The organism is Aquibium oceanicum, from assembly GCF_001889605.1.
Lineage (GTDB): Bacteria > Pseudomonadota > Alphaproteobacteria > Rhizobiales > Rhizobiaceae > Aquibium > Aquibium oceanicum.
The window spans coordinates 3472837-3497031 of the sequence record NZ_CP018171.1 but is presented as its reverse complement, the minus strand read 5'-3'; the positions used below and the strand labels follow the sequence as shown (position 1 = coordinate 3497031).

The window sequence follows — 24195 nt, the reverse complement described above, 5'->3', positions numbered from 1 at the left end:
GGCCTCGCGGCCGGTCCCGTTCAGATGCCGGACCTTGCTTCCAGGCGGGACATGTTGTCGACCACGACGTGGCGGTTGTTCTCGATCCGGATGACGCCGTCGGCGCGCAGGCGCGTCAGCTGCCGGCTCACCGTCTCGATGGTGAGGCCGAGGAAATCCGCGATGTCGGCGCGGGTCAGCGGCAGGTCGAAGCTCGCGCCCGACTTGGTCTGAGCCGTCGGATCGATGTTGCGGGCGATCAGCAGCAGGAAGCTCGCCACCTTCTCGGCAGCGGTCTTGCGGCCCAGCGTCACCATCCAGTCGCGCGCCTCGTCGAGTTCCTTCAGCGTCTGCGTCAGGAGAAGGTGCTCCAGGCCCGGGCTCTCCTTCATCATGCGTTCGATGGTGGCCTTGGGGAAGGAGCACAGCGCCACGTCGGTGGCGGCTTCCGCGTTGATCGCGCTCTCGGACCTGAACGGCCGCCCGAGGAAATCGGGGGCGAACTGCAGGCCGACGATCTGCTGGCGCCCGTCCGACAGCGTTTTGGTCAGCTTCACCACGCCGCCGAGCACGTTCGAATAGTGATCGATCGTCTCCTGGTCTCCCACCAGTTCGGCGCCGGCTTCGATCTTCTGCTTCGAGGATGTCTTGGAGAGGCCGAGCAGCTGATCGGGCGACAAGGCTCCGCATATCCCCCGGTGGCGCGCTTCGCACGCTTCGCAAAGGACGGGCACGCCCGCGTTGTGGATATCCTGCCTGTCTTCCATCGAACCGTGATCGCCGTTGCGCCGGTGTAGCGGAATTGCCGGCGCCGATCTTGCGCCAGATTGTCTCATCCGGAACCACATTGACCGAAATCAAGGTTGGTCGGAAGCCCGGAGTGCATTCGAAAAGCATTGCGAGGGAGCTTTCCGGATGCGCCAAGAGCACACGTCACGACTGAATGAAGCCGTACCGCGCTACACGAGCTACCCGACGGCGCCGCATTTCCACGCCGGAATCACCGCGGAGACCGTTCGCGACTGGATCCTCCGGATCGAGCGCGAGGAGCCGATCTCGCTCTATCTCCATGTGCCGTTCTGCGACCGCCTGTGCTGGTTCTGCGCCTGCCACACCAAGCAGACCCGGCAGTACGATCCGGTGGCGAGCTATGTCGCCTCGCTCTGCCGCGAGATCGAGACGGTGTCGGGTCTGATCGGCAACCGCGCGCCGGTGCGGGCGATCCACTTCGGCGGCGGTTCGCCGACCATGCTGAAACCCGAGGACATCCTGCGGCTCGGCGCATCGCTGCGCAATTCGTTCCGCCTGGTCGACGAGCCCGAAATCAGCGTCGAGATCGATCCCAACGACATGACGGAGGAACGGCTGGACGCGCTCGCCGCGATCGGCATGACGCGCGCCAGCCTCGGTGTGCAGGATTTCGACCCGAAGGTGCAGGCGGCGATCAATCGCGAGCAGAGCTTCGAATGCACACAGCGGGTGGTGAACGGCCTGCGCGAGCGCGGCATTACGTCCGTCAACCTCGACCTTCTCTACGGCCTGCCTCACCAGACCTGCGCGACCCTGGAGCAGACGGTGACGAAGGCGCTGAGCCTCCGGCCCGACCGGATTGCCTTGTTCGGCTATGCCCACGTTCCGTGGTTCAAGAAGCACCAGACCATGATCGCCGACGACTGGCTGCCGCAGCCCGAGGAACGCTACGCCCAGTCCATGCTGGCAGCCCGCCTGATCGAGGAAGCCGGCTACCAGACAATCGGCATCGACCATTTCGCCAGACCGGAGGACAGTCTTGCCGAAGCGGCGCGGGAAGGGCGCCTGAAACGGAATTTCCAGGGCTACACCGACGAGCGCTGCGAGACCCTCATTGGCCTAGGAGCCTCCTCGATCAGCCGGTTCCGGCAGGGCTACGCGCAGAACCAGCCGGCGACCTCGGTCTATCAGAGAACGGTTGATGAAGGCGGCCTGGCGACGGTCAGAGGTATCGAACTCAGCGCGGAAGACCATGCGCGCGCCTGGATCATCGAACGCCTGATGTGCGACTTCGCCTTCGATGCGGAGGAGGCGGCAGTTCGGTTCGGACCCGTCGCGCGGCCGCTCATTGCCGAAGCGGCGCTGCTTTCGACCACCGGACGCCATCCCTGGCTCGTGCGACGCGGCGACCTCTTCGTCGTTCCGGAAAAGCACCGGCCGCTGGTGCGCACCGTGGCGGCCCGCTTCGACAGCTACCTGAAACAGGGCGAGGCACGGCATTCCGCCGCGGTGTGAACATTTTCCGCCATTTTTGACCGCGCGCAAAGAAGGCAGGCACCTGCGACGATAGGTTGCGGCTCTTGAAGCTTGCAGGAGACGCAGATGGGTATGAGCAGCGTGAACGAGGCCGTCCCAGCGGCGGGGGCGACGGAGTTGGGATCCTACGACATCTGGAGGGCGCAAAAGGATCTGGAACGCCTCGCCTTCGGCTACCGGTCGAGATCGGCCGAACTGCCGCCCGAATTACAGCGCCTCCAGGATTTTCTCCAGCGGCTGGCCGCGATCCACTGCTGAGGCGGCCCACGCTCCTGCTCGTAATATCCGCCATGGCCACCTTCGAGCGGTGCGCGGGCTTGCTTCCCCTCCGTTGGCGCGCGAGGATCGACCAACTCTAACGACAGGGGAGGTCGCGATGTCGCTGCAAGGCAAGACGCTGTTCATTTCTGGAGGCTCGCGCGGGATAGGTCTCGCCATCGCGCTGCGCGCCGCCCGCGACGGCGCCAACGTGACGATCGCGGCCAAGACGGCCGAGCCGCATCCCAAGCTGCCCGGCACGATCCACACGGCGGCCGCCGAGATCGAGGCGGCGGGCGGCAAGGCGCTGCCGGTCCTGTGCGACATCCGCGACGAGGAGATGGTCGCCGAGGCGGTGAACGCCACGGTCGAGGCGTTCGGCGGCATCGACATCTGCGTCAACAATGCCAGCGCGATCCAGCTCACGGGCACGCTCCAGACCGACATGAAGCGCTATGACCTGATGCATCAGATCAATACGCGCGGCACCTTCCTCGTCTCCAAGACCTGCATCCCGCATCTGAAGAAGGCGGCGAACCCTCACATCGTCAATCTCGCCCCGCCGCTCGACATGCAGGCGAAGTGGTTCAGGAACCACGTCGCCTACACCATGGCAAAGTTCGGCATGTCCATGTGCACGCTCGGCATGAGCGCCGAGTTCGCCCGCGACGGCATCGCCGTGAATTCGCTGTGGCCGCTGACGGCCATCGACACCGCCGCCGTTCGCAACCTGCTCGGCGGCGAGACCGTCGCCGGGATGAGCCGTTCGCCGCAGGTGATGGCCGATGCCTTCCATGCGATCGTCACGCGGCCGTCGCGCGAGTGCACGGGCAATTTCTTCATCGACGAGCTGGTGCTGCGGGAAGCCGGCGTGACCGATTTCTCCACCTACGCGCCGGGCGCGAAAGGACCACTCGCCGCGGATTTCTTCGTTCCAGACGAGGTGTTCGAGAAAACCGACACGAAGGTGGCGGGCACGTTTTCCTGACGACCGGCCGTCCGCCTATCGAAAAAGAGACATCTCCCGCAACGAAAGATGCCCGGCGGATCGCTCCGCCGGGCATCGATTTTCGACGACTGTTCGCCGCTACTGAGCGCTTGCCACCGGCGTCACCAGCGGCGTGATGCGCCGGATGGCGACACGACGGTTCTCTCGCGACGGGCCGTCGGTCGCGATCTTGAGGTAGCGTTCGCCGTAACCCTGCGTAACGAGGTTTTCGGGCGGGATGTCGTAGTACTGCGTCAGGACGGTGGCGACCCCTTCGGCACGGGCGTCCGACAACGCGAGGTTAGACACATCCGACCCCACGGCGTCGGTGTGACCCTCGATCAGGAAGGTTTCCGCCGGGTTCTCGTCCAGCATCCGCTGGATGGCCGAAGCGATTCCTTCCAGTTCGTCGACTTCACCTCGGTCGACCTCCGCCGAACCGGTCGCGAACGTGATCGTATCCAGATCGACCCGCCGTACCGTATCGCGCAGTCTCGCCGACCGCTTCACGTCGTCGACGGAGTAGAGCTGACGTGCCCTTTCCACCGGCGGCTGATCCAGGAACTGGTAGTACCGGTCCGGATCCTGCACCTGGCCCGCGTCCAGAATGTATTCGCGATAGGGAATACGCAGACGCAGCGGCGGCAGGTCCCGACCCGGATCGCGCCATTCGCGCTGGCGGTCGTAGTTGCGCTCGTCCACATAGGTCAGGATGACCTCGCGTCCGTCAGGCATGACCCGCGAGCGACGGATCACGTCGCCGAAGCGGTTGCGCACCGTCACGATCTGGACGCCGTTCGGCCGGACGATGGTCTCGCGAACCCGGCCGCGCGGCAGTTCGTCGTAGTAGATGTCCTCTGCATTCCGTTCCAGGCGCCCGCGGTCGGGACCGCGCACGAACGTCTCGCCGCCGAGCTGGTAGATGATGCGCTCGCCGATCTCGCGCAGCACGTCGGCGCCTTCGGGACCCTCGTTGCGTTCGCGACGATACGCATCGCGGTCGATGCGGCGGCCCTCGGTGGCCGTAATCGATTCGATGTCGCGCGGAGAGATTTCCGGCGTCTGGGCATCCTGGTCCGAGGTCGGTGGCGGAACGTCCGCGCTTTCGGGAACCTCCGTCTCGGGAAGGGGCTGGTCGCCCGTCATCCCGCCCGGCTGCTTGGCGCTGTCCAGGATCGGCGCGGCATTCTCCGGCATGTCTTGCGATTGGTCGCCGGGAGGCGGCGGGGGAGCAGACTGGTCCGAGGGAGCCGGAGCCGGCTCGGGAGCAGGCGGCGTTCCGTCCGCCGGTGCCGGTTCGGCAGGCGCCGTGTCTCCACCCGGAGCGGGCATGTCGCCCGCACCCTCGGGGGCAGGGGCCGCACCATCACGGGGCGCCTCTTCCGCGGGCGGGGGTTCGACGGCCGGAGCGCCGGCGGCAGGTTCGTCGGCCTGTGCGGGCTGCTCGGGCTCCGGGGCGGGCGCGGCCTCGGGGGCAGGTGCCGCGTCCTGCGGCTGCGGCGCGGCCTCGGGTGCTTCCGGCGCAGGTGCGTCCTGCGCCGCGCCATCCCCCATTTGTGCCGGTTCAGGCGGGGTCTCGGCCTGCGGCGCTTCCGCGGGAGCGGGTTCGGGTGCGGGCTGCGGAGCGGCTTCCGGCTCGGGCGCCGGCTGTTCGGGGGCCGGCTGTGGCTCGGGCGCGGGTTCGGCGGCATTCGGTGCCGGGGCCGGTTCTTCGGCCGGCGGCTGCGGCGCGGGAGCGGCCTGTTCGCCCGCCGGAGCAGGCGGGGCGCCGTCCTGCGACGGGACCTCCTCTGCGGGAGGAGCGTCGTTCTGCGCCAGCAGGATGTTCCGCGCGGGGACGGAGTCAGCCTGGGGGCCGTCTGCCCAGCTCGGCGCCGATGCCATCAGCACGCCGAGTGCTGTGCCCGCGACGATGCGTGCATGAAGTTTCATGGAAATGTATCTCCTCTCGAGAGTAAGCCCTTCGCGGCACAAACCCTCCTCGATCCGGATGGTTCCTTTATGTCCGCATCTCTGCCCCCGCCATTTTTCCTGCGCAGTCGCTTGACCTCGGTGCTATGCGACGCGACATGCGCGCAATGGACAGACCATTCTGGAAAACCAAGGACCTCGACGAAATGTCGAAGGCCGAGTGGGAATCGCTCTGCGACGGCTGCGGCAAGTGCTGCCTGGCCAAGCTGGAGGACGAGGATACCGGCGAGATTTACTGGACGAGCGTGGGATGTCGATTGTTCGATGCCGACCTCTGCCGCTGCGTCGACTATACGAACCGGCTCTCGCGCGTCTCCGACTGCGTCAAGCTCACCCCGCAGAACGTCAGGACCATCTCCTGGCTGCCGTCGACCTGCGCCTATCGTCTCGTCGCAGAGGGCAGGGACCTGCCGGACTGGCACCCGCTCAGGTCGGGACGGCCGGAGAGCGTCCACGAGGCCGGCATCTCCATGCGCGGCCGCATCACCGCGCTGGAACAGGAGCTCGATGAACCCGAGGACTACTTCGAGCACGTGCTTGAAGAGGAGCCGTAGGGCTACTGCCCCCATTCAACAGGACGTGCACCGACAAGGTCACATATCCGGCGCTTGCCGGGGCGCCCCATCTTCTTCCGGCGCTTCCGGATCTCCTTTCTGATTCCTCCCGCCGGCGGCGGGAGCCCGATCCTTTCTCCCGGCCATCTTCATGAACGGCGGCTGAACGGGCCGTTCGATCCCGGTTCAGGGGTCACCTGCCATTGTCCGGGTCCGCTGAAGCGGCAACCAGATAACCGAGATCGGAGAAAGCAGAATGCTCAGGATGAAGAACATCATGTCGGTGGCACTGGCCGCGGCAATCGGTACGGGCGCGTTCGCCGCGAGCGTCGGCGGGGCCATGGCGGCGCAGAATATCACTGCTCCCACCGTCCAGGCTCAGTTCGGCCCTGGCGGCCATCGCGGCGAGATGCGCCGTGACCATTCCCGACGCCCCGACGTGCGGGGACATCGCTTCCGCCGCGACGAGCCGCGCAGGGGCCATTTCCCGCGCCACGGCGGTCGCAAGGGATTCAGCCCGCGGGTCTGCACGAACGGCGAGGCGGTCGCCAAGGTCCGCTCGCTCGGCGTCCGGCGTGCCCATGTCGCCTGGGCGAACCATCGTGCGGTGAAAGTGAACGGCCGCAAGTCCGGTCGTCATGTCAGCGTGACGGTGGGCCGCGCGCCGTTTTGCCCCGTCATCCGCTTCTGAGCGGATCCGCTTAGGTCCGAACGCCGCCGGCCCGCCCGGCGGCGTTCGTGCTTGTTCGGCCGGCTCAGTTGCCGCCGTCGATCCCGAAAGTCATCTCGACCTCGACGCGATAGGCGTTCTCGCCCGGTTCGATCGGCACCGATTCGCGCATGTCGGCGGCAGCCTTGGCCATGAAGGGCTGCGGCGGCTGCATGGAGCCGGTCCGTTCGGCGATCTTCGCCACCGCGCCGAGCTTCACGCCGGCCGCCTCGGCCAGCGTCCGCGCCTTCTCCATCGCGTCTTCGACCGCTTCCCTGCGCGCCTGCGAAAGCGCCTCGGAGGGATCTTCGTTGACGAAGCTGATGCCGCCGCCCTGGTTCACGCCCAGCGAAACCGCCTCGTCGAGGACGGTGCCGGCCTTTGAGATGTCGCGCACCCGCACCGTCAGCGTGTTCGTCACCTGGTAGCCGACGAGTTCGGCCGTCTGGCCACCCTGATTGTCGCGCGGATACTCGTAGCGGGGATTGATCTGGATCCCGGCGGTCTGAAGGTCGCGGTCCTCGATGCCGGCCTCCTTCAGCGCCCGCGTCACTGCCGCCATGGCCTCGTTGTTGGCCTGCATGGCCGCCTGCGCCGTTTCGGCCTCGCGCATGACGCCGAAGCTCAGGATTGCCGTGTCCGGCCGCATCGCGTGCTCGCCCTCGCCGGTCACCGTGATATGCGGCCGCCATCGATCCGCGTCCTGCGCCAGCGCGGGAAGCGAAACCGCGGCAAGCGCTGCGGCGAGGAAGAGGGACGAGGCGGTGCGGACCATGGGGTTGTCTCCGTTGAAGAATGTCCCTGGCCGATTATGCCGCGATTGTGCGTTGTTTTGGGCGCGCCGCTTGTGCGAGCCCGAAAAAGCCACTAATCCACGCCCCGTGGGGCCTGTAGCTCAATGGTTAGAGCCGGCGGCTCATAACCGCTTGGTTGGGGGTTCGAGTCCCTCCGGGCCCACCAGTCCCTCCGCAAGGGATTGATATCTCGGAAAAAACAGCGAAATCAAAGCCGTAGGAGATTGATCTGCTACACAAGAACGCTACACTAGCGGGATGGAGCAGGTGGAAAAAGTCACGGGTTTGATACGGCGGGGCAGTACGTACAGCCTTCGGCGGCGTGTTCCGACTGATCTGGTAAAAGCACTCCGAAAGCGCGAAATCTGGATCGCGCTTGGAACCACTGACTATCGGGTTGCTGCCAAGGAAGCCCGGCGGGCATCCGTCCGACTTGATCTGGAATGGGATCGAGCCCGCGAAGCGCTGAAAAACGGGGAGCCTGTTCCTGCGCAGTCGGTGACAGATGCCGAAATTCGCCGCGCCGTTCTTGGCGACTTCTGGCGGGTGGAACAGGATACTGTCACCATACGGGATGACGAGGTGCGGGAAAACGCGGAACATGACATCGCCGCGTATGAGAGCCGCGACCCTTCGGCTGAAGCTGCGCTCTTTGCTCAGGCCCGTTCGCTGATCAATGAGCGAAATCTCGGCGTCCCGCTTCCGGCTCCAAGTCGGATTGGTATACGTGCGGAGAGGTTCGAGGCTTCGCCCGAACTCGTGAAACTGCTGGAACTGCTTCGCCGTGCTGACATCGAGCATTTGAAGCGAATGCTTGATCGGATGGACGGGCAGCATGGCGACATCGCACATGATCCGCTCTTCGCCGGCATCAACTCAGTGTCGCCGCGTCCGGCCGCGTCGGAAGGGATTACGCTCGGGGAGGCGATCAAGCGCATGGAAACCGATCCGACGCGGGCGCATCTAGGGGACACTGCCGACGCCAAATACGTAATGACCTTCCGCGCCATGAAGGAAGTGATCGGGCCGGACATGCCGTTGGCAGCGATCACGAGGGCCGACTGTTCGGCCGTGCAAGAGCTGCTCGCCAGCATCCCCGCTAACGTCACAAAGCTGAAAGCATATGAAGGGTGCAAGACCTTGCGCGACATCGCCGCCCGCGCGGCTACCCGCAATGATAGGAAGATGGCAGTCGGCACGGTGCGGGTCTACACGCATACATTGAGCGCGTTTTTCAATTGGTCGATTAACAAGGGGCTTCTAACCGTCAACCCGGCGGTGCGGCTCGCGCCGGCAAAGGGCGCGGCCGATATATCCAAGCGGCCGTTCACAATCGATGAGATGAACAAAATTGTCGCGGGTCTTGGGGAGTGGTCGAAAGGCGGTGCGCTTGCCGGTCGTCGGTGGGTGCCGCTGATCGCGATCTTCTCAGGCATGCGTCTAGGAGAGATCGTCGGGCTGACCGTGGACGATATCGGCGTTCGCGATGGTGTAGAATGCTTCATCCTGCGAAAGACCGCGGCTAAGAGCCTGAAGACGCCGGGTAGTGAACGCGTGTTGCCGGTGCATCCCGAATTGATCCGGCTTGGTTTGTTGCAACGGGTTGCAAATGTGCGGGGGGAAGGCGGGTCACGTCTCTTCCACGATTTGCCGGGAAGTAGTCAGGCTGAGTTGTCGGACCTGTTCCAGAAGCGGTTTGCCTATTGGCAAAAGAAGGTGCTCGGCATCAACGAGCCGGGTGTTTCGTTTCACTCTTTCCGACACGGCTTTAGGGACGCGCTACGCGAGGCCGGCGTACCCATCGATGCCACGAGGGCAATGGGTGGTTGGGCGCGATCGGGCGGCGTTGAGGAACGCTATGGGCAGGGTACCCGTCCTTCAACGCTGGCGCGATGGATGGCAGTAGTGAAATATGAAGGTTTGATACTGGCCGGTGACCTGAAAGACGGTAGTTTTTGGTGACGGCTAGGTGTTAAGCATGTCCCATTCGTCTCCAAGCACCCACCGAATTGCCGAGAGTTTTCCGCTAAGCATGCCCCATTCGAAATCGGTCCACGGGCCGAGTTCGCCGGGGTACTTCTCTTCCGCAGACTTCATTGCAACGATCATTCCCTCCCAAATTTCGTCTATGATCATGCCTCGCCGCTCGTCAGGCGTAGCGGCTTCCCACGTTTCTCTGGAGACACGCTTTTCCCTGCCGGTTTCGACGGCGTGTATGATGCCTCCTTTGCGTCCGTACCAGATCTGTTCAATCAGCTTGTCCTCCGCTTCGAGCAGCTCAGACAACGTTCGCGGCTCGCTCACGTACTCACGATCAAAGGTGAATTCTTCGATAAGATCGCTGGCATGTTCTTTTAAAAGTGCTCCGAGGTTGGTGGAGTAGTGCGAATGTAATCCATCAAATAGGTCGGCAATGTCCGGATGCGGTATTCGTGTGTCTACGCCTTTTTGACTAAAATCATGGATGTTATGTGTAATAAAAGCATATGTTTCATCTTCTTTTCGCTTTGATAATTCGTCGATATAAGTTTCGATGATGATCGCATCACCAATCCCGTTGATTTGTCGGTGAAACGGGGCAATCTTGGCTATTGCACGCCCTGCTGCACGGGCCTTAACACTTTCACTGGTGGGAATTGTACCGGTGATGAGAAACAGACCCTCAATAATACTAACCGCTTCGTTCACGGCTTCGCCGTCCGTGGCAATGCGGTGATTGATCTCGCTTAACTGAGATATGAGGTCGGCCCGCCCCTGCTCGGGCGCGAACTGCAAAACTGCGTCCTTTACTCGCTTGAAGTGGCTTGAGAAGCTTGCGCGGCTGGATGCCATCACCCGGTCACGATTTCGCGCGAACTCGTCGAGGATGATCTCCGGCAGTATCAGCTCTACTTCGCCCGCTTCATTTAATGCAGCAAGTGCATCCAGTATTGGCAAATGACGGAGATCTTTTGTAAGGTCTAACCAAACAGATGTATCGATCAAAAGTTTGAGTTTCATTATAGGTCTCCAAGATGGCGTTCCCGCAGCCTAGCTGATTGCCTATGCTTTCAACGGTGAATCGTCGGAGATTTCACCTGATTTCAACAATGTGTCCGACAGGCCGGCAGTTCGTATAGAGGTTTGGACATTGATGAGCGCGCGGCGTGAATCTAGAGCAAGTCGCTGAGCAGAATCAGTATCACGAGACATGTCATCCACTCCGGAAATCTCATGTCTCAGCGATATTAGTATTTCATCATAGAAGTATTGAGACCATTCGTAGGCAAAACTTTCACCAAAATTATCAAAACCTTCTTTTGAACTCGGAACTAGCTTGACAATCATATCTCGCAAATGACCGTCTTTTACCAGCTTTTTCTTATCTGTAAGGGGTAAGCTAAAAAGCTTCATCATCATCGTGGCTTGCACGATGATTGTTTTGTATGCGTCATATGCTCTCAATGATTTCTCACTCAAATATAGACGAGGATTCGTATCGTCTATCTCTCCTATCTTCCTTAAATTGCTTTCAATATCGAAAGGCTTTGTTAGAGCCTCAAAAAGAGCTTGTATCTTCGGATCGCTACTTCGTATAATATTCTCAATATTTAATATTCTCATGTATTCAACAAGCAAAGAAAACTGAGAAAGGGCGCGGCGAATTTTCAGCAGTGTTTCAGCTGCCTCTCGGCGTTTCGATTGCAGCGCATTATCGCGTTCTTTATGGGAAGATATTAAGAAGGATCTTATTTGCTCTAGCTCTTGTTCTTTACCTCGTATTTCCGATTTAAATTCTTCCAGTTTTTTTTCGAAGTGATGTTCGACTGTTTTGGAAAAGAACCTCGCGATCGTCTCTCGCGCTAGATAGGTGACAATGCCCACCAGGCCGGCGGAGGTGATTACGCTAAAAAACCAAGTCAAAAGTTCATCTGTCATACTCACGCCCCACTGCGCTTTCCATTCATTCTAATATAGCATTGATCATCTGCAACCTTCCTCACGCGAAACTGCCGCGCTTCAACGCGTTCCCTCCGCGCATTTGCTCCATCATGAAGCTGGCCATCTTCTCCTGAAGAACACGCTCCACATTCGCTGCCACACTGTTCGCCATTTTCTCATCTGCCGCCGGATCACGCGAGCCGCCTTCGATAGTGATTGAGGTGGCGGGTGCGAATGTGATGTTGCCCGTGCTTGCGCCAGCCATGCCCTTCGGGTGGTCGCCGCGTCCTACTGGGCCGCCGCTGGCGAAACGTGGAATCTGTCCCGCATTGATCGCCTCGAGCAAGGCCCGGTTCCGCTTAGTCGCCGCCGCGTTGACGACGTATTCGCCATCGGAAAGGCGGGCGGGAATGCTGTCGCTTGTGCTTGTCCCGGGTCCGCTCACGTAGCCACCGGTGGCGAGGCTCACCGGCGATGTGCCAGTTGAGACATAACCGCCGCCCTTCAGGCCGAAGGCCGACATCAACGGCTTGATGATCATCATCTGCACCGCAAGGTCGATAAGGCGATCGGCGATGTTGCTGATCATATTGCCGAACGCTTCGCCTTCAGTCGCACCACTGCGCAGATCGGATATGAAGCCGGTCACCGCGTTGCTGGCGATTGACGCGAATTCCTGCTTTGCATCGGTCGCCTTCTGTTGTGCCTGCTCTTCCGCATGCAGCGCCGTGATCAGCGCGGCGATCTTGGCGCGTTGATCGTCGGTGGCCGCCGCCCCGGCATCCCGAAGCGCATTGGAAATCTGGCGCTGAAGATCGGTCGCGCCGATCAGAGACAACTCGCGTTCAAGCTCCGCGATCAGGTCCGTGACAGCCTGCCGCTCGCGTTCAATCTTCGTGGCCGATGCATCGCGGGCGGCGCTGCCGCTTGGCGGAGGCGGGGTGTATGCCGGCGGCAAAAAAGGTGTGCCAATCGCGGGCAGTGGCGCGATCTCGCGGGCTTTCTGGCGGGCCGCGATCACGCGCATGATCTGCGCTTCCTCTTCCAAAAGCCCGGCACGTTGTTCTTCAAGATATGCAATGTCGCCGGACACATCGCGCGAGAACAAGCCGCCGTCGTGCTGCTGCCCCTTCAGCTTCAAGATTCTGTTTTCGAGGGCGAGTTGTTGCGCTCCGATCTCGGCAATTCTGGCGTCGAGGGTTGCATCCTGCTGATCCTCGAAATTCCTGAAACTGTCGATGAACTGCTGAAGCGCAGTAGCGGCGTTGACAATCGCTCCCTTCAGCGCCGTGCCGACTGTCTGCGATATGATCTTGAATTGCCGGTCGATCTCGGCGGCGCGTTCGATCACTTCATCGGAAAGCACATTGCCGAGTGTGTGCGCTTCGTCGATCGTTCGGCGAATGCCAGCCGCGCCCTGATCTAGCAGCTCTACGAAGCGCTCCCCGGCGGAGCCACCGAAGAGCTCGTCGCTGATCCTGATCTGCGCAGCCTTATCGAATTTGCCGAGCCGATCGATGATTTCCAGCAAGAGCGCGGACGGGTCGGCAAGCTTGCTCTTCAACTCTTCGGCGCCGTAGCCGAGACGTGCGAAGGCTTCGGCAGCGCTACCCTTTCCCGTGATCGCGAACTCATCCCCGCGAAGTTGCAATTCTTTCAGCCCGTCGATCATTGCGTCGACTGGAATTCGCGCTTGCTCCGCGACTATCGCCCATTCCTGAAACACGCGATTAGATACGCCTGCGCGCTTGGCCTCATCGCCTATTGCGGCAATGCCTTGCGCGACTTGGCCGATCTGGTTGACGACGCCTGCCACGCCACCGGCCGCAAGACCGGCGAAGATGCCAGCGCCTATGCCCCTCAACGCCATGCTCGCGCGGGTGGCGGCATTTGCCATGGTGCTTTCGAGCCGATCGCCCGGAGCACCGGATGCCCGCCGTGACGGAACTGTCTGCCGATGATCGCGCGTTCAAGCTCTTTGATCGCCGGTGCCATCGTCACCCAGCCTTGCCGCATCTCAATCGCTGGATAGCCATCCTCGCGTAGCGTGTTCATCATGTTACGGGCGAGGTGAGGGTCAAAGGCGATTTCCCGCACATCGAAACGCTCACACAGTTCGCGGATTGTCTCTTCCACTGCACGGAAATCCACGACGTTGCCGGGGGTCGGTTCGATGAAACCTCCCTCTGCCCAAAGAGGGTAGGGGACCCCATCCCGCTCCGCCTTACGGGTCAGGTTGTCGGCAGGGCAGAAAAACCACGGTCGGACGATGTAGCCGCCTTTGCAATCGCGCCACGCGGCAACGATGACGGTGAGGTCTGAATTGCTGGAAAGGTCCACGGCCAGCCAGCACGGCTCAGCGCCCGCGCCGTCTTCCGGCATGCGTTGACAAAAGAGGCCAAGGCGGGCGCTTGGCCGATCTGGGTAGCGGTACGAATAGAGGTGACTTGCGAGCCGGGTACGAACGGCATCGCGACAAACGAGACTTCGCGAAGCTCCGCTTTGGTAATGTGGCGGACGCCACCGGGGCGAGGCACGTCAGCAAGGCGACGGAAGCCGATGGACAGGCCGCCGATATCGCCTGCGATCAGCATGGCGCGCACTTCGCGGGCGCGCTGTACGTCGAGATTGAGCCGGCCGCGGATTTTCAGGCCGGCGTCTTCCACGACGATCGAACGAACGCTGCCGACAACATCTCCGGGATTGTGGCTCCACAGGAGCGGAAGGGACCGGCCTTCCCATGCGAAAGCGTCGCGATCGAAGCTGGTCCGGTAGCTGTCCACCGTATTGAAGCGGGTCGCGTAGCCTTCAATGATTCCGTCGTCGCCGGGAGCCGCGAAGCGAACTTCTGTCATGTCCAGCGCGTCGGCGGGGAGGGTGCTTCGGAATTCGTTGCAACGGGTTGCAAAATCGAGACGGGTCACGAACTGGTCCCCTTCTTCTTCCCGGACCTTCCGAGCATGGCGGTTTCAAGAATGGAGACGGTGAGCGCATAAGGCTCGATGACCGGACGCGGTCCCGCGGAAAACGAACTCGTCATACTCGTCGTCGGCCAGGCTGCCGCCGCTCCATGTGATTTCAGTCACTCCCTCCGCGACCTTCCGTCCGTGAAGCTCGTATTCCGCCTCATAAGGGGCGACGACCTTGTCTATCGTCCAGCCGGGCTTCGGCATCGGCTTGACCGACACGACCCCTTCGGCCTCGATCGGATAGCCGTCGGCCGTGAAATGGATGCCGCCGCCCAGGCTGATCCAGTCGGCGTAACGTAACAGTTCGCCGTACTTCTCCTCGATCTGGTCGAGCATTTCAGAGAACAGCGCGAAGTCGCCGTTCTCGCAGTTGTTGTGGATCATGAAGCCGTTGATCCGGTCGAGGACGGCTTCGATCCTGCCCGGGTCGGTTTCGCCGAGGCGGCTGAACGGACGCGCCGGGTCGGCGAGGTCGAAATGCGAGACGCTAATGCCGGGGTTGAGGCGCAGACCACAGGCAAGGCCGCCTGCGCGCGCGCCGAAACGATCAAGCTGGCCGATCGAGTTGAAGATCATCTTGTCGGCGAACCCGGCCGCTTCGTCGATCTCGTGGTCGGCCCAGGCGACGCTGTAGGCATGGGTTTCGCCGCCGAATCGGGTGCTTCCCAGCCTGACCTCGTTGAGGGAGGACGACGTCGTGCCGTCCATGTGGGGACGCATGAAGTCGAACACGCTCCAGGCCGCGAAGCACTTCAGCGCCAGCAGCGCCTTGGCTCCGGACTTCTCGCGCAGGTGTTCGATCCGCTCGAGGTTGCGGAGCAGCTTCGACTTGTCGATCAGGTAGTGCGGGGTCTTCATCATGCTTTGCCGTCGCCTTTCCGGGCGGCCGTCATCTTCAGCGGATCGGTCACGGCAAGGCCAAGAGCGCGCCGCTTCATCGAGCGCGCCGCCAGCGACACGTTGACGGAAACCTTCGTCGCGTAGGACTCGGCGAACGATCGGCTCCCCTGGTGGAAAAGTCCCTGCCGCATCGCGGGCGAGCGCTCGGCGAACCTGTCGGGAGCAGGGCGGAAGCGGCCGTCGGCTACGGTCCCGATCCATTCGCAGACGTGGTCCTCCGGCTCCCGCAGCCTGGCGAGCAGCTCGAGATACTCTTCCTGCAGGGCAGGCGTGTCTTCGCGTCTGCTTGCGCAGGAGAGGCGATGAAGGTCACAGGCAAGCAGGTATGCGTCGCGCCGCGGCTTGCGCCAGTAGACCCGGCGGCCGTCCGCCACATCCAGATATTCGTCGGCTGCTGCGATCGGGATGGCCTCCGCCGCATGCGGGACGAACTGCATCAAAGGGTCCGCTTCGTCATCACCGTCGCCGGGCTGACAGCCACTCGGACGGAACTCCAGAAGCTTCAGCAGGGACGCCGAAACCTGCCAGCTTCCAGCCGCCACGGCGGCAGCGTCCGGCAGCGTCAGCGCGCCGGTCGTGTGCAGGGCGTGGGCTATCGCCAGCCTTGTGCAGGTCTGCACGCCCTGCGTTCGCTCTGCGGGCGCCCTGGAAAGGGAGTTCCGGGTCCAACACTCCGAGACACGGTGGACGAATTCGACGTCGCAGCCGAGCGCGTCCGCCAGATTCCGATCTGACATCCGGCCGTCCAGCCAGCCGGAGAGCCTGTCCATCGCCATCGTGCTCATCGCCAAGCCCACATTGCTGCTGCCTGCGGCCGTGGCATGGCCAGGGGCCCAGGCGTGACTGCGGTCGACAGCGCGGAGACCGAGGGACATCCGGCATCTTTCGGCTGGCCGAGATGCTGCAGGACTTCCTCGGCCGACATAGCGGCCCTGACCTTTTTCAGGACCTGCGGACGGGAGAGGTGCCTGCAGAAGCGCGCCAGAGCGTTCAGGAATTCGGTAGAACCCTCGCGAGGCCAGACTACCCCCAGCACGACATCCACGCACTGCTCGTCGGACGCGTCGTAAGGGATCGGATGTTCGAGGACTGCAAGCACAGCAGCCGGCTCCCCCAATCCGCCCGGCATCGCGTGAGGCATGCCGATGCCTTGGCCGATGCAGGTGGCACCCAGCTTCTCCCTGCTGAGCAGTGCCGAAAGCACTGAAACGAGAGTAAGTCCGGTCCGCGAAGCAAGCTGACGCGCCATGGCCTCCAGAAGCGGGCGTTTCGCCTGCGCCGGATGGCGCATCAGGACGTCCTGGGGACGCAGGAGATCGAGGATTTCCATGAATGACTCCCCGCCCGGGCCGAACGCCGCAGGCGACCGCCCGGGATCGCGGGCGCGAAGATCGAATGAGGTTGCTTGAGCCTGGCGGACCCGGACGCTGAGCCAGGGGTCAGATCGCGTCCGGGTTAGATGCCCGCTTTGAGCAGGCGCGCGCCGTCGAGGCGCACGAAGGCTGGCATTTTCAGCATGGAGCGAACCTAACCGTTGTTGGCGACGAAGCAAGCCCTGAAACGGACCCGTTCCGGACTGCGACGGTTCGGCTGCATGACGGCAGTTCCGGCTGGACAGGCGCCGCGCCCGAGACGAGGGACGCGAAGATATCGCGAAGCCCGGCCTCTTCGATCGAGACCGCCGCCTCGGCAGGAGCCATCCAGCGACGGATTACCTTCACGTCGTTCGGCCAGCTGACCAAGGTGCCCCAGACATGGAGCCCATGGACCGTCACCTCGACCGCCTTGCGGCTGCCGCATGGTCGGAGTCTCAGCGCCACGTATCGCCCGAGCGGTTCGGAACCGACCCTTCCCATGATGCCGGCTTCCTGGAAGGCCGCGCGGTCGGCGGACTGGAGCTCCGTTCTCGTGACGGAAAAGCGGGCTGCCGGAACGCGCCAGCTTCCGCCCCTCCGCGGGCGCAGGAGCATGACTTCGAGGTTCCCGTCGCAGTTCATGCGCCACGGGAGCGCCGCGTGTTCCCTCAGGAGGTCGCCGGAAGCTGCAGGGTCATTAAGGGACTGCATCATGACCGCGTCCCCATTTCCGACGAGATCACGCGCGAAAGCGCGGAAATCCGGGACGGGCCCGCGGAGCTGTGGGCGGGCGGAGACAGGCACCAGGGACAACGGCTGGCGGACAGTGGGAGATGGCGGTTGCAGGGACGGCATATCAGCCGTGAACGGGGGGCTCTCATCGGACGCTCCATCGATGCGGCGCTCGGCGCCGCAGGATCAGACCGCAGGTTTCGTAGAGATTTCCCGGAGCAGGATCAGGTGCGGAAATCGGGGTGAGGAAGCCTGCTCCGGGGGCGGATGCGACCGTTCCCGGCAAGCCTCGAAACCTTGATGAAAGTCTCCATGCACATGCCGCCGATATAGCAGTTCGCAGCCCTCTTTGCGAGGCGACCTTATGTCGCCCGGCCAACGGCCATTTACTGCAAAGACGGTTTGACATCGCCTGCATCCTGGCCAAGATGCGGCGGTGATTGCTTTCTCCGAAATGCGGCTTCCTTTCCGGAAGCGTCCGAAAAACGGCATCTAGCCCTGGCTCGTGCAGCCTCGGGCGGCGGGCCAGGGACATTCCTTTCACATCATGGATCAACCGCGCCGCGAGCTGCCATGCAGCCGTGCGCGGCGCCGTCAGGAAGGAAGCCGTCATGGCGAAACGGAAGGGCAACAAGGAAGCCCGCAAGCCCAAGCAGCAGAAGGCAGAGAAGACCGGAACCGGTTCCGTGTCGGAGCTCATGGTGCGAGCGACGATGCCGGGCAAGCGGCGATAGGAAAAGCCCTGCACGCGGAAAGTTCTCCGCGTGCAGGGCTTCGTCGAAGGGTCAGAGAACCGCGAACGCGATGAGCATGAGCCCAAGCGTGCCGCACGCGATTATGACCTTGGTCGTCATGTCCAATTGGCGATCTCCATTCAAGCAAATGACCTGAGCTTCATCCGGTTACTTGTCCCGGAAGAGACCTTCGACCGCACGGGGAATGTCGTTGCGGGAGAGGCCGATGTCCCAGAGTTCCCTGTCGTCCAGGGCCTGAAGCTGGTCCATCGCCTTGCGTCTTTGCCATCGCCCGAACCCACGGACGATCATCCGCGCGAAAGCGGATCGCGGGCGAGGATTGTTATGATCAGACATGTCAGTCTCCGAAAAGCGTCCGGGCGGCGAGCCGCGGTCGGCGGCGTGCCCGGATAGCTGGTCCCCGGGGTCATTGGCGGATCAGCAACGCTCCTGACCGGAAGCGAGACGGGCGGCTCATGCGAAGGCCCGCCAGAAGAAGAGGGCACTCATCGATGCCCCGACGGCGATGACGATCGTCCGCACCACGGACGCAGGCAGCGCCCTTGCGACGGGGGCCCCGGCGTATCCGCCGACAGTGGCAGCGACCATCATGAGGACTGCCTGCGGCCACGCGACGATCCCGGCCGCCGCGAAGGTGGCTACCGAAATCCCGGACAGCACGAAGGACAGCGCGTTCTTGAGACCGTTCATCGCGTTGAGGTCGCGCATTCCCCACAGCGAGAACAGCGCCAGCAGCACGATGCCGAGGCCGCCGTTGAAGTAACCGCCGTACACGGAGACGAGCAGCGTTCCCAAGGCGCCCTCCGGCTTGCCCAGGCTTCGGCGGCTCGCCCACGCCTGGATGCGAGGGCCGAAGGCAAAAGCCAGGGTGGCCGCTGCGAGAAGGAAGGGGACCACGACGGAGAACGCTTCGTTTGAAGAGACGAGGAGCAGCAACGAGCCCGCAAGCCCTCCGATCGCGGTAAAGGCGACGATCTTCATCAGCCGCTTCCTGTCGTAGGCGGCGATCTCCTTGCGAAACCCGAGCGCTCCTCCGAGGTACCCCGGAAACACCGCGACGGCGCTGGTGGCGTTGGCGGCAACCGGGGGCACCCCCGTGAATACGAGCGCGGGGAAGGTCAGGAACGTGCCGCCGCCCGCGACCGTATTCAGCATTCCGGCGAAGAAGGCCGCCGCGGCGAGGATGAGGTATTCGATCATTTATTGCTCCTGCGCCGCGCCGGACGCTCAGGCGGCCGAAGGGCCTGGGTCGTCGAAGCCGTCATGCGACACCGGCACGAGGCGGGGCTGATCGTGAAAGGTGCCCCTGATCACCCGCAAGGACGGCTTGCCCGAAGTCGGTCCGCTCATCCTCTCCAAGGCCTCCTTTTCCCGTCTGGCCGCTTCCGGCTGGTAGTGCACTTCGTGAAGCAGGATCCGATCTTCCTCGCCGTCGGCGTTCGCGATCGTGAACTCCTGGCCCTCGGAAAGTCCAAGCAATGCGAGCCCGCGCGCCGTGGTGATCGGAAGGAACATTCCGATAGGAGAGGTCATCCGGTCGTGCGAGATGATGCGGCTGTCAGGCTCGCGGCCGTTGACGCTGAACGTCACGCGGCTGCTCAGGGTGGCGACGTTCACCGGAATATCGTCCCGGAACATTACGGTCGCCGCCTCGATCTTCCGCTTGAGGATCGGCGCAAGGGGATCGTCGCGGCCAAGGCAGCGGTCGCGCATGACCTCTAGGATGGTGAAGTCCTTGGTGGTGAGGAAGCAGGTATCTTTCGTCATCGCAGTTCTCCATCGCTCGGCTTCGAGCGGTTACGTTTCGGCGCACTGGAGAATCCCCTGGCCGCATGGCGCGGCTCAGGGGCGGCTATCCTGCGATGAGGCACCCCCCGAACAACGAGAGGCGGCACGGCGGCCGGATTGCGGTCATGACGCTGTCCGCAGTTCCTGCGAAGCCTCTGCCGGAAGCACAGAAGGCATCGGTGGGCGGACGGATTCCACCGTCAGGCGGTGAACGCGCCCGTCTCGCGCGGTCCAGTCGATCGACTGCCCGGCGGACAGGCCGATCAGCGCGACGCCGATCGGGGTCAGGACCGATACCTTGCCTTCGGCGATATCGGCCTCGCCCGGGAACACCAGCGTGACGTTCCTGTCCTCGCCGAGATCGCTGGTAAAGCGCAGGGACGATCCCATGCGCACCACGTCCGGCGCGAGCCGGCCGTCCTCGACGACCTTCGCGCGGTCAAGTTCCGCGAGCAGTTCTTCCGCCACGGCGCGGTTGCGGTGAGCCAAGGATTCGGCGAGCCGCCACAGGCGCTCGCTGTCGGTGCGCGTCACGGCGATCGCCGGCTTGCGGTTCTTCTTGGTCGGTTGAGCCATCTCCGGGCCCTCTCATGTAAGCGACCCGCGCACGCAGCCATGGCGTAACGCTTGTCTTCGGTGATCTGGGATTGGTTGCCGCTTTAGTGATGGTAGCTCCGGCGAACCGGAATTCAGCCTATGCCCCGCGGCCGGGGCGCGACGCGACCTGGCCGGGGGTCAGATGCCCGCGATGGGGCACACCCTGAAGAACAGAAGGAGGTGGCGGTCGGTGCTGCACATGCCCCAGACGTGGGCCTTCGCGACCGGAAAGTCAAGCCAAGGGAACCGCGCTGCCTTCCCAACGGAACGAGCCGGTCAGGCGGCTTTCCGGATTATCCTCACGCAGACCATGCGATGAGTGCGATCCCGACCAGGAACGGCACCCAGGCGATCAGCATGGGCGCCAGCTGGCTATGGAAACATCCGTAGACACCGACAGCATCCATATTGAAGCAATTGCGGACCGGGGTGTCGTTCGGGTAGTCAAAGGTGCGCGTATAGAAGCCGTTCGCGGAAAGCAGCACGCCGACTGCCAGCATGATCCACTTCGTCACGGCAATTTCGCGACCGAGTGCATCCCCTTGGCAGCATACCGCAGGTGATCACAAAGCCCAACGCCTGCTTCGGCGCGAATCCGACCGCTTCGAGTCTGCACACGCCCTCGGCCAATGGCGGGAAAGCGCCAGGCAGACGACGCATTCGAGGGGCTCCGTGCCGACCGGGTGGCATAAGCTCCATGCATCGACATCTACGGTAAGCGACATCTTGTGGCAGCAGCTTCGCTCCTTCACCGCCTTGCTTCTCGGGACCTTCCTGATGATGGTCGGGACCGGACTGGGCAACGTCCTCGTTCCGCTTAGGGCGTCCGCCGAAGGCTGGTCATCGACGGCCATTGCCTGGATCGGCACCGCCTACGCCGTCGCCTTCACCGCGGGCTGCATCCTGACGCCGCTCTTCGTCAGGCGCGTCGGTCACATCAGGGTCTTCGCGGTCCTTCAGACGCTGCTCGCCGCTTCGCTGCTGCTCCTCGCGCTCGTCCCCCATCCGGTCGCCTGGGGTTTCTTCCGTGCGCTGGGCGGCGTGACACTGGTCGGCGGATACATGGTCATCGAAAGCTGGCTGAACGAACGCGTCGACAACGCCAGCCGGGGGACGGTCTTCGCGGCGTACATGATCGTGTCGATGTCGGGCGTGGCGGTCGGCCAGTTCATCCTGCCGCTTGGGGACATCACGAAGGAGACGCTCTTCATGGTCGGCGCGCTCGCCTTCGGGGCGGCACTGCTTCCGGTGGCACTATCGGTCGCCCCTTCGCCCCAACCGCTGACGCAGGTGACCATCAACGCAGGGGCCCTGTTCCGGAAGTCTCCCGCTGCCGTCGTGGGATCGTTCCTTGCAGGCGTCATCTTTGGCAACTGGAGCTATTTCGGGCCGCTGTACGGCAAGGCGGCGGGACTGACCGAGACGGGCATCGCCACGATGATGACCGCCGCGATGGTCGGCGGCGTGGTCTTCCAGGTGCCGTTCGGATGGCTTTCCGACAGGATCGACAGGCGCTACGTCATGGCGCTGGCTGGCGCGATCGGCGCCGCGATCTCCGCCTGCATGGTGATGGTCGCTCCGACCGACCCCTTCGCGATCGTCACCGGCGTGTTCGCGCTCGGCTCGGTACTCTTCACCATCTACGCCTTGAACGTCGCCCACGCCAACGACCAGGCGAGCGCCGACGAGTTCCTGCAGGTGTCCGGAGGGCTGCTGATCGTCTACGGGATCGGCAACATGGTCGGGCCGCAGCTCGGCGGCAGGCTGATGGACGAGATGGGTCCGGACGGGTTCTTCGTCGCCATGGGCGGCGTATACGCGCTCTATGGCCTCTACGCGCTCTGGCGTTCAATGCGCAGCCCCGCCCTGCCGCCAGCCGAGCGGTCCGACTTCCGCATCATGCCGGCGCTGCCTGCACAGACGCCCGAATCCCTCGCGCTCGACGCGAGAACCACGGATGTCGCGTTGACAGCGGTGTCCGACGGAGCGACGGGCACGGACCCCGTTCGCGAACACGCAGCCACAGGAGGACGGACATGACGGACAAGCAAAGGGATGCGAGAGGCTACGCGTCACCACCCTGTTTCATGCACGAGCTCGATCCTTCCTATTCAGGGATTTCTCCGGGCGATGCACAGACGACCATAGATGTCGCGCGCTGGCGAAAGTCACAGCGGGAGCGTCTCATCGCAGAGCGCCTTGCCGTTCCCGCGGACGCGCGGGCAGAGGCGGCGCGTAGGATAGCCAATCGGCTCGATGCGGAGATCGGTATCGTCGAGGGCAGCGTCGTCGGGATCTACTGGCCGTTCCGCGGCGAGCCCGACCTCCGGGAATGGGCTTCCAGCGTGCCGGCACGCGGGGGTCAGCTTGCCCTGCCCGTCGTCCTGGAAAAGGGAAAGCCGCTCGAGTTCCGTACCTGGTCTGCCGGGGAGAAGCTGGAGAAGGGCGTATGGAACATCCCGGTGCCGGCTGGCGGCACGGCGACCCTTCCGGACATCGTCGTGGTTCCGGTGGTGGGCTATGACGACGCCGGGTTCAGGCTTGGCTATGGCGGCGGGTTCTACGACCGGACGCTTGCTGCGATGCCGAGCAGGCCGCTGACTTTCGGCGTCGGCTACGAGCTGGCGAAGCTGCCGACCATCTACCCGCAGTGGCACGACATCCCGCTCGACAGGATGATCATCGACGGAGCCTAGAGCAGCCACGTCGGCCCTCGATCCGCCGCCTCAAAGAGCGTCTGCCATCGCCTTCCGGAACAAGATGGAATCCAAGTCCGTTGGACGTGGATCCAAGCGAAGGAGACACCCGATGACAGCCAAGCGCGAACTGATCGAACCGACACCCGGGGACAAGCGGTATGTCCGCCGAGACGGCGAAGGCCGTTTCAAGGAAGTCGAGGACGTCGGGCGAAGCCTTGCCCAGGACCAGAAGCGGAAGGCGAAGAACGATGCGAAACCCGGGCAGGGAGATCGAGGCGACCGCAAGAAGTAGCGTCTCCGGCCCCGCCCGATCATGAGCCAGCCCTTCTTCACGGTCGGCCATTCGAACCGGACCGGCGACGAATTCATCGATCTGCTGCGCACGGCCAGGATCGGCATGGCCGTCGACGTCCGCAGGCTGCCCGGATCGCGGGCCCATCCGCAGTTCGACAGCGAGAACCTCGCTCAGACACTGGCCGAGGTGCAGATCGGGTACGAGCTGATCGTTCCGCTCGGCGGTCGACGAAAAAAGGTCGAGGACGTCCCTGCCGAAACGAACGGTGCGTGGCAGAACCGGAGCTTCCACAATTACGCGGACTACGCGCTTACAGAGGACTTCAAGGCCGGGTTCGACCGGCTCCTCGCCCTGGGGCGGGAATCCAGGTGCGCCATCATGTGCTCGGAGGCCGTCTGGTGGCGATGCCATCGGCGCATCATCTCGGACCATCTTCTCGCCAACGGCGAACAGGTCTTCCATTTGATGGGAAGCGGCCGTATCGACCCGGCAGTCCCGACTGACGGCGCGGTCTTTCATGACGGCGGTTCGGTCACCTACCCGGCGCGGTAGCTGGGACCCCAGAGTCCCGGCGCTTCAGGATTCGACCGTGAACGTCCGCGCCGATGGAAACGCCGCCCGGCATCGGCGCGGCGGCCCCGCATC

Annotated in this window: 26 protein-coding genes, 1 tRNA gene and 3 pseudogenes; 12 read left to right on the top strand and 18 right to left on the bottom strand. The window is 63.2% G+C overall.

Annotated features, from left to right (window positions below; translation table 11 throughout):
- Positions 1–20: 20 nt before the first annotated feature.
- Positions 21–746, bottom strand: coding sequence for a Crp/Fnr family transcriptional regulator (locus BSQ44_RS17130; RefSeq protein WP_072606341.1), 726 nt, complete (start codon positions 744–746; stop codon positions 21–23).
- A 148-nt stretch (positions 747–894) separates the two neighbouring features.
- Between BSQ44_RS17130 and hemN the strand changes: the two genes are divergently transcribed.
- The 3 genes from hemN to BSQ44_RS17115 all read left to right on the top strand — a co-directional run bounded on the left by hemN (position 895) and on the right by BSQ44_RS17115 (position 3511).
- Positions 895–2244 carry an oxygen-independent coproporphyrinogen III oxidase gene (gene hemN / locus BSQ44_RS17125; RefSeq protein WP_072606339.1) on the top strand — a complete coding sequence of 450 codons (1350 nt, stop codon included), beginning with the start codon at positions 895–897 and terminating at the stop codon, positions 2242–2244.
- Between the two features lie 87 nt (positions 2245–2331).
- Positions 2332–2523, top strand: a complete 192-nt coding sequence (locus BSQ44_RS17120; protein ID WP_072606337.1) for a hypothetical protein — start codon at positions 2332–2334, stop codon at positions 2521–2523.
- A gap of 118 nt (positions 2524–2641) precedes the next feature.
- Positions 2642–3511, top strand: a complete 870-nt coding sequence (locus tag BSQ44_RS17115; RefSeq protein WP_072606335.1) for an SDR family oxidoreductase — start codon at positions 2642–2644, stop codon at positions 3509–3511.
- A gap of 99 nt (positions 3512–3610) precedes the next feature.
- On the opposite strand, the gene BSQ44_RS17110 is transcribed toward BSQ44_RS17115, so the two are convergent.
- Positions 3611–5443, bottom strand: coding sequence for an OmpA family protein (locus BSQ44_RS17110; protein WP_072606333.1), 1833 nt, complete (start codon positions 5441–5443; stop codon positions 3611–3613).
- Between the two features lie 146 nt (positions 5444–5589).
- Between BSQ44_RS17110 and BSQ44_RS17105 the strand changes: the two genes are divergently transcribed.
- Together BSQ44_RS17105 and BSQ44_RS17100 are read left to right on the top strand one after the other, a co-directional pair.
- Positions 5590–6036, top strand: a complete 447-nt coding sequence (locus tag BSQ44_RS17105) for a YcgN family cysteine cluster protein (protein ID WP_072606330.1) — start codon at positions 5590–5592, stop codon at positions 6034–6036.
- 265 nt (positions 6037–6301) lie between these two features.
- The gene (locus tag BSQ44_RS17100; RefSeq protein ID WP_157894622.1) at positions 6302–6727 is read left to right on the top strand and encodes a hypothetical protein; all 426 of its coding nucleotides are present in this window, start codon (positions 6302–6304) and stop codon (positions 6725–6727) included.
- A 64-nt stretch (positions 6728–6791) separates the two neighbouring features.
- Here BSQ44_RS17100 and BSQ44_RS17095 read toward each other — a convergent pair whose 3' ends face one another.
- A complete protein-coding gene (locus BSQ44_RS17095; RefSeq protein WP_072606327.1) occupies positions 6792–7520 on the bottom strand; it encodes an SIMPL domain-containing protein in 729 nt (242 codons plus the stop codon).
- Between the two features lie 109 nt (positions 7521–7629).
- Between BSQ44_RS17095 and BSQ44_RS17090 the strand changes: the two genes are divergently transcribed.
- A tRNA-Ile gene (locus BSQ44_RS17090) sits at positions 7630–7705 on the top strand.
- A gap of 101 nt (positions 7706–7806) precedes the next feature.
- Positions 7807–9501 carry a site-specific integrase gene (locus tag BSQ44_RS17085; protein ID WP_157894621.1) on the top strand — a complete coding sequence of 565 codons (1695 nt, stop codon included), beginning with the start codon at positions 7807–7809 and terminating at the stop codon, positions 9499–9501.
- A 3-nt stretch (positions 9502–9504) separates the two neighbouring features.
- Here the strand turns inward: BSQ44_RS17085 and BSQ44_RS17080 are convergent, their stop codons facing one another.
- The 10 genes and pseudogenes from BSQ44_RS17080 to BSQ44_RS17035 all read right to left on the bottom strand — a co-directional run bounded on the left by BSQ44_RS17080 (position 9505) and on the right by BSQ44_RS17035 (position 17398).
- A complete protein-coding gene (locus tag BSQ44_RS17080) occupies positions 9505–10539 on the bottom strand; it encodes a PIN domain-containing protein (RefSeq protein ID WP_072606323.1) in 1035 nt (344 codons plus the stop codon).
- 42 nt (positions 10540–10581) lie between these two features.
- Positions 10582–11457, bottom strand: coding sequence for a hypothetical protein (locus BSQ44_RS17075; RefSeq protein ID WP_072606321.1), 876 nt, complete (start codon positions 11455–11457; stop codon positions 10582–10584).
- Positions 11458–11518: 61 nt separating this feature from the next.
- On the bottom strand, positions 11519–13357 hold the full coding sequence (locus tag BSQ44_RS17070) for a hypothetical protein (protein WP_072606319.1): 1839 nt from the start codon (positions 13355–13357) through the stop codon (positions 11519–11521).
- A 20-nt stretch (positions 13358–13377) separates the two neighbouring features.
- Positions 13378–13815: pseudogene (locus BSQ44_RS17065) on the bottom strand (terminase TerL endonuclease subunit); the annotation flags it as partial.
- Between the two features lie 131 nt (positions 13816–13946).
- Positions 13947–14315, bottom strand: a pseudogene (locus BSQ44_RS27555) (HK97 family phage prohead protease); the annotation flags it as partial.
- A 114-nt stretch (positions 14316–14429) separates the two neighbouring features.
- Positions 14430–14633, bottom strand: coding sequence for a DUF1775 domain-containing protein (locus tag BSQ44_RS27550; RefSeq protein ID WP_335623214.1), 204 nt, complete (start codon positions 14631–14633; stop codon positions 14430–14432).
- Positions 14634–14660: 27 nt separating this feature from the next.
- Positions 14661–15290, bottom strand: a pseudogene (locus tag BSQ44_RS17050) (type III PLP-dependent enzyme domain-containing protein); the annotation flags it as partial.
- Positions 15287–16114, bottom strand: a complete 828-nt coding sequence (locus BSQ44_RS17045; protein ID WP_157894619.1) for a hypothetical protein — start codon at positions 16112–16114, stop codon at positions 15287–15289. The gene BSQ44_RS17045 and the pseudogene BSQ44_RS17050, both read right to left, overlap by 4 nt.
- Positions 16111–16659: a PTS sugar transporter subunit IIA gene (locus BSQ44_RS17040; protein ID WP_072606315.1), complete on the bottom strand. Its 549-nt coding sequence runs from the start codon at positions 16657–16659 to the stop codon at positions 16111–16113. The genes BSQ44_RS17045 and BSQ44_RS17040 overlap by 4 nt, the downstream gene beginning before the upstream one ends.
- 181 nt (positions 16660–16840) lie before the next feature.
- Positions 16841–17398: an NUDIX hydrolase gene (locus BSQ44_RS17035; protein ID WP_157894618.1), complete on the bottom strand. Its 558-nt coding sequence runs from the start codon at positions 17396–17398 to the stop codon at positions 16841–16843.
- A 629-nt stretch (positions 17399–18027) separates the two neighbouring features.
- On the opposite strand from BSQ44_RS17035, the gene BSQ44_RS27765 reads away from it, so the two are divergent.
- Positions 18028–18150: a hypothetical protein gene (locus BSQ44_RS27765; RefSeq protein WP_256381702.1), complete on the top strand. Its 123-nt coding sequence runs from the start codon at positions 18028–18030 to the stop codon at positions 18148–18150.
- Positions 18151–18318: 168 nt separating this feature from the next.
- Here BSQ44_RS27765 and BSQ44_RS26375 read toward each other — a convergent pair whose 3' ends face one another.
- The 5 genes from BSQ44_RS26375 to BSQ44_RS17005 all read right to left on the bottom strand — a co-directional run bounded on the left by BSQ44_RS26375 (position 18319) and on the right by BSQ44_RS17005 (position 21071).
- Entirely contained in the window at positions 18319–18420 is a 102-nt protein-coding gene (locus BSQ44_RS26375) for a YjiS-like domain-containing protein (RefSeq protein ID WP_418202142.1), read from the bottom strand.
- A 204-nt stretch (positions 18421–18624) separates the two neighbouring features.
- Positions 18625–19371 carry a sulfite exporter TauE/SafE family protein gene (locus BSQ44_RS17020; protein WP_072606310.1) on the bottom strand — a complete coding sequence of 249 codons (747 nt, stop codon included), beginning with the start codon at positions 19369–19371 and terminating at the stop codon, positions 18625–18627.
- A 27-nt stretch (positions 19372–19398) separates the two neighbouring features.
- Positions 19399–19938 (bottom strand): GreA/GreB family elongation factor, encoded by a 540-nt coding sequence (locus BSQ44_RS17015; RefSeq protein ID WP_072606308.1) that lies wholly within the window; start codon positions 19936–19938, stop codon positions 19399–19401.
- Positions 19939–20082: 144 nt separating this feature from the next.
- Positions 20083–20535, bottom strand: a complete 453-nt coding sequence (gene rnk, locus BSQ44_RS17010) for a nucleoside diphosphate kinase regulator (protein WP_072606306.1) — start codon at positions 20533–20535, stop codon at positions 20083–20085.
- A gap of 320 nt (positions 20536–20855) precedes the next feature.
- Positions 20856–21071, bottom strand: coding sequence for a hypothetical protein (locus BSQ44_RS17005; RefSeq protein WP_072606304.1), 216 nt, complete (start codon positions 21069–21071; stop codon positions 20856–20858).
- Between the two features lie 262 nt (positions 21072–21333).
- Between BSQ44_RS17005 and BSQ44_RS17000 the strand changes: the two genes are divergently transcribed.
- The 4 genes from BSQ44_RS17000 (at position 21334) to BSQ44_RS16985 (ending at position 24102) form a co-directional block, all read left to right on the top strand.
- Positions 21334–22596, top strand: a complete 1263-nt coding sequence (locus BSQ44_RS17000; protein WP_083535017.1) for an MFS transporter — start codon at positions 21334–21336, stop codon at positions 22594–22596.
- Positions 22593–23252: a 5-formyltetrahydrofolate cyclo-ligase gene (locus tag BSQ44_RS16995; protein ID WP_114579986.1), complete on the top strand. Its 660-nt coding sequence runs from the start codon at positions 22593–22595 to the stop codon at positions 23250–23252. The genes BSQ44_RS17000 and BSQ44_RS16995 overlap by 4 nt, the downstream gene beginning before the upstream one ends.
- A gap of 112 nt (positions 23253–23364) precedes the next feature.
- A complete protein-coding gene (locus BSQ44_RS16990) occupies positions 23365–23547 on the top strand; it encodes a hypothetical protein (RefSeq protein ID WP_072606298.1) in 183 nt (60 codons plus the stop codon).
- A 21-nt stretch (positions 23548–23568) separates the two neighbouring features.
- Positions 23569–24102 carry a DUF488 domain-containing protein gene (locus tag BSQ44_RS16985; protein ID WP_072606296.1) on the top strand — a complete coding sequence of 178 codons (534 nt, stop codon included), beginning with the start codon at positions 23569–23571 and terminating at the stop codon, positions 24100–24102.
- Positions 24103–24195: the final 93 nt, after the last annotated feature.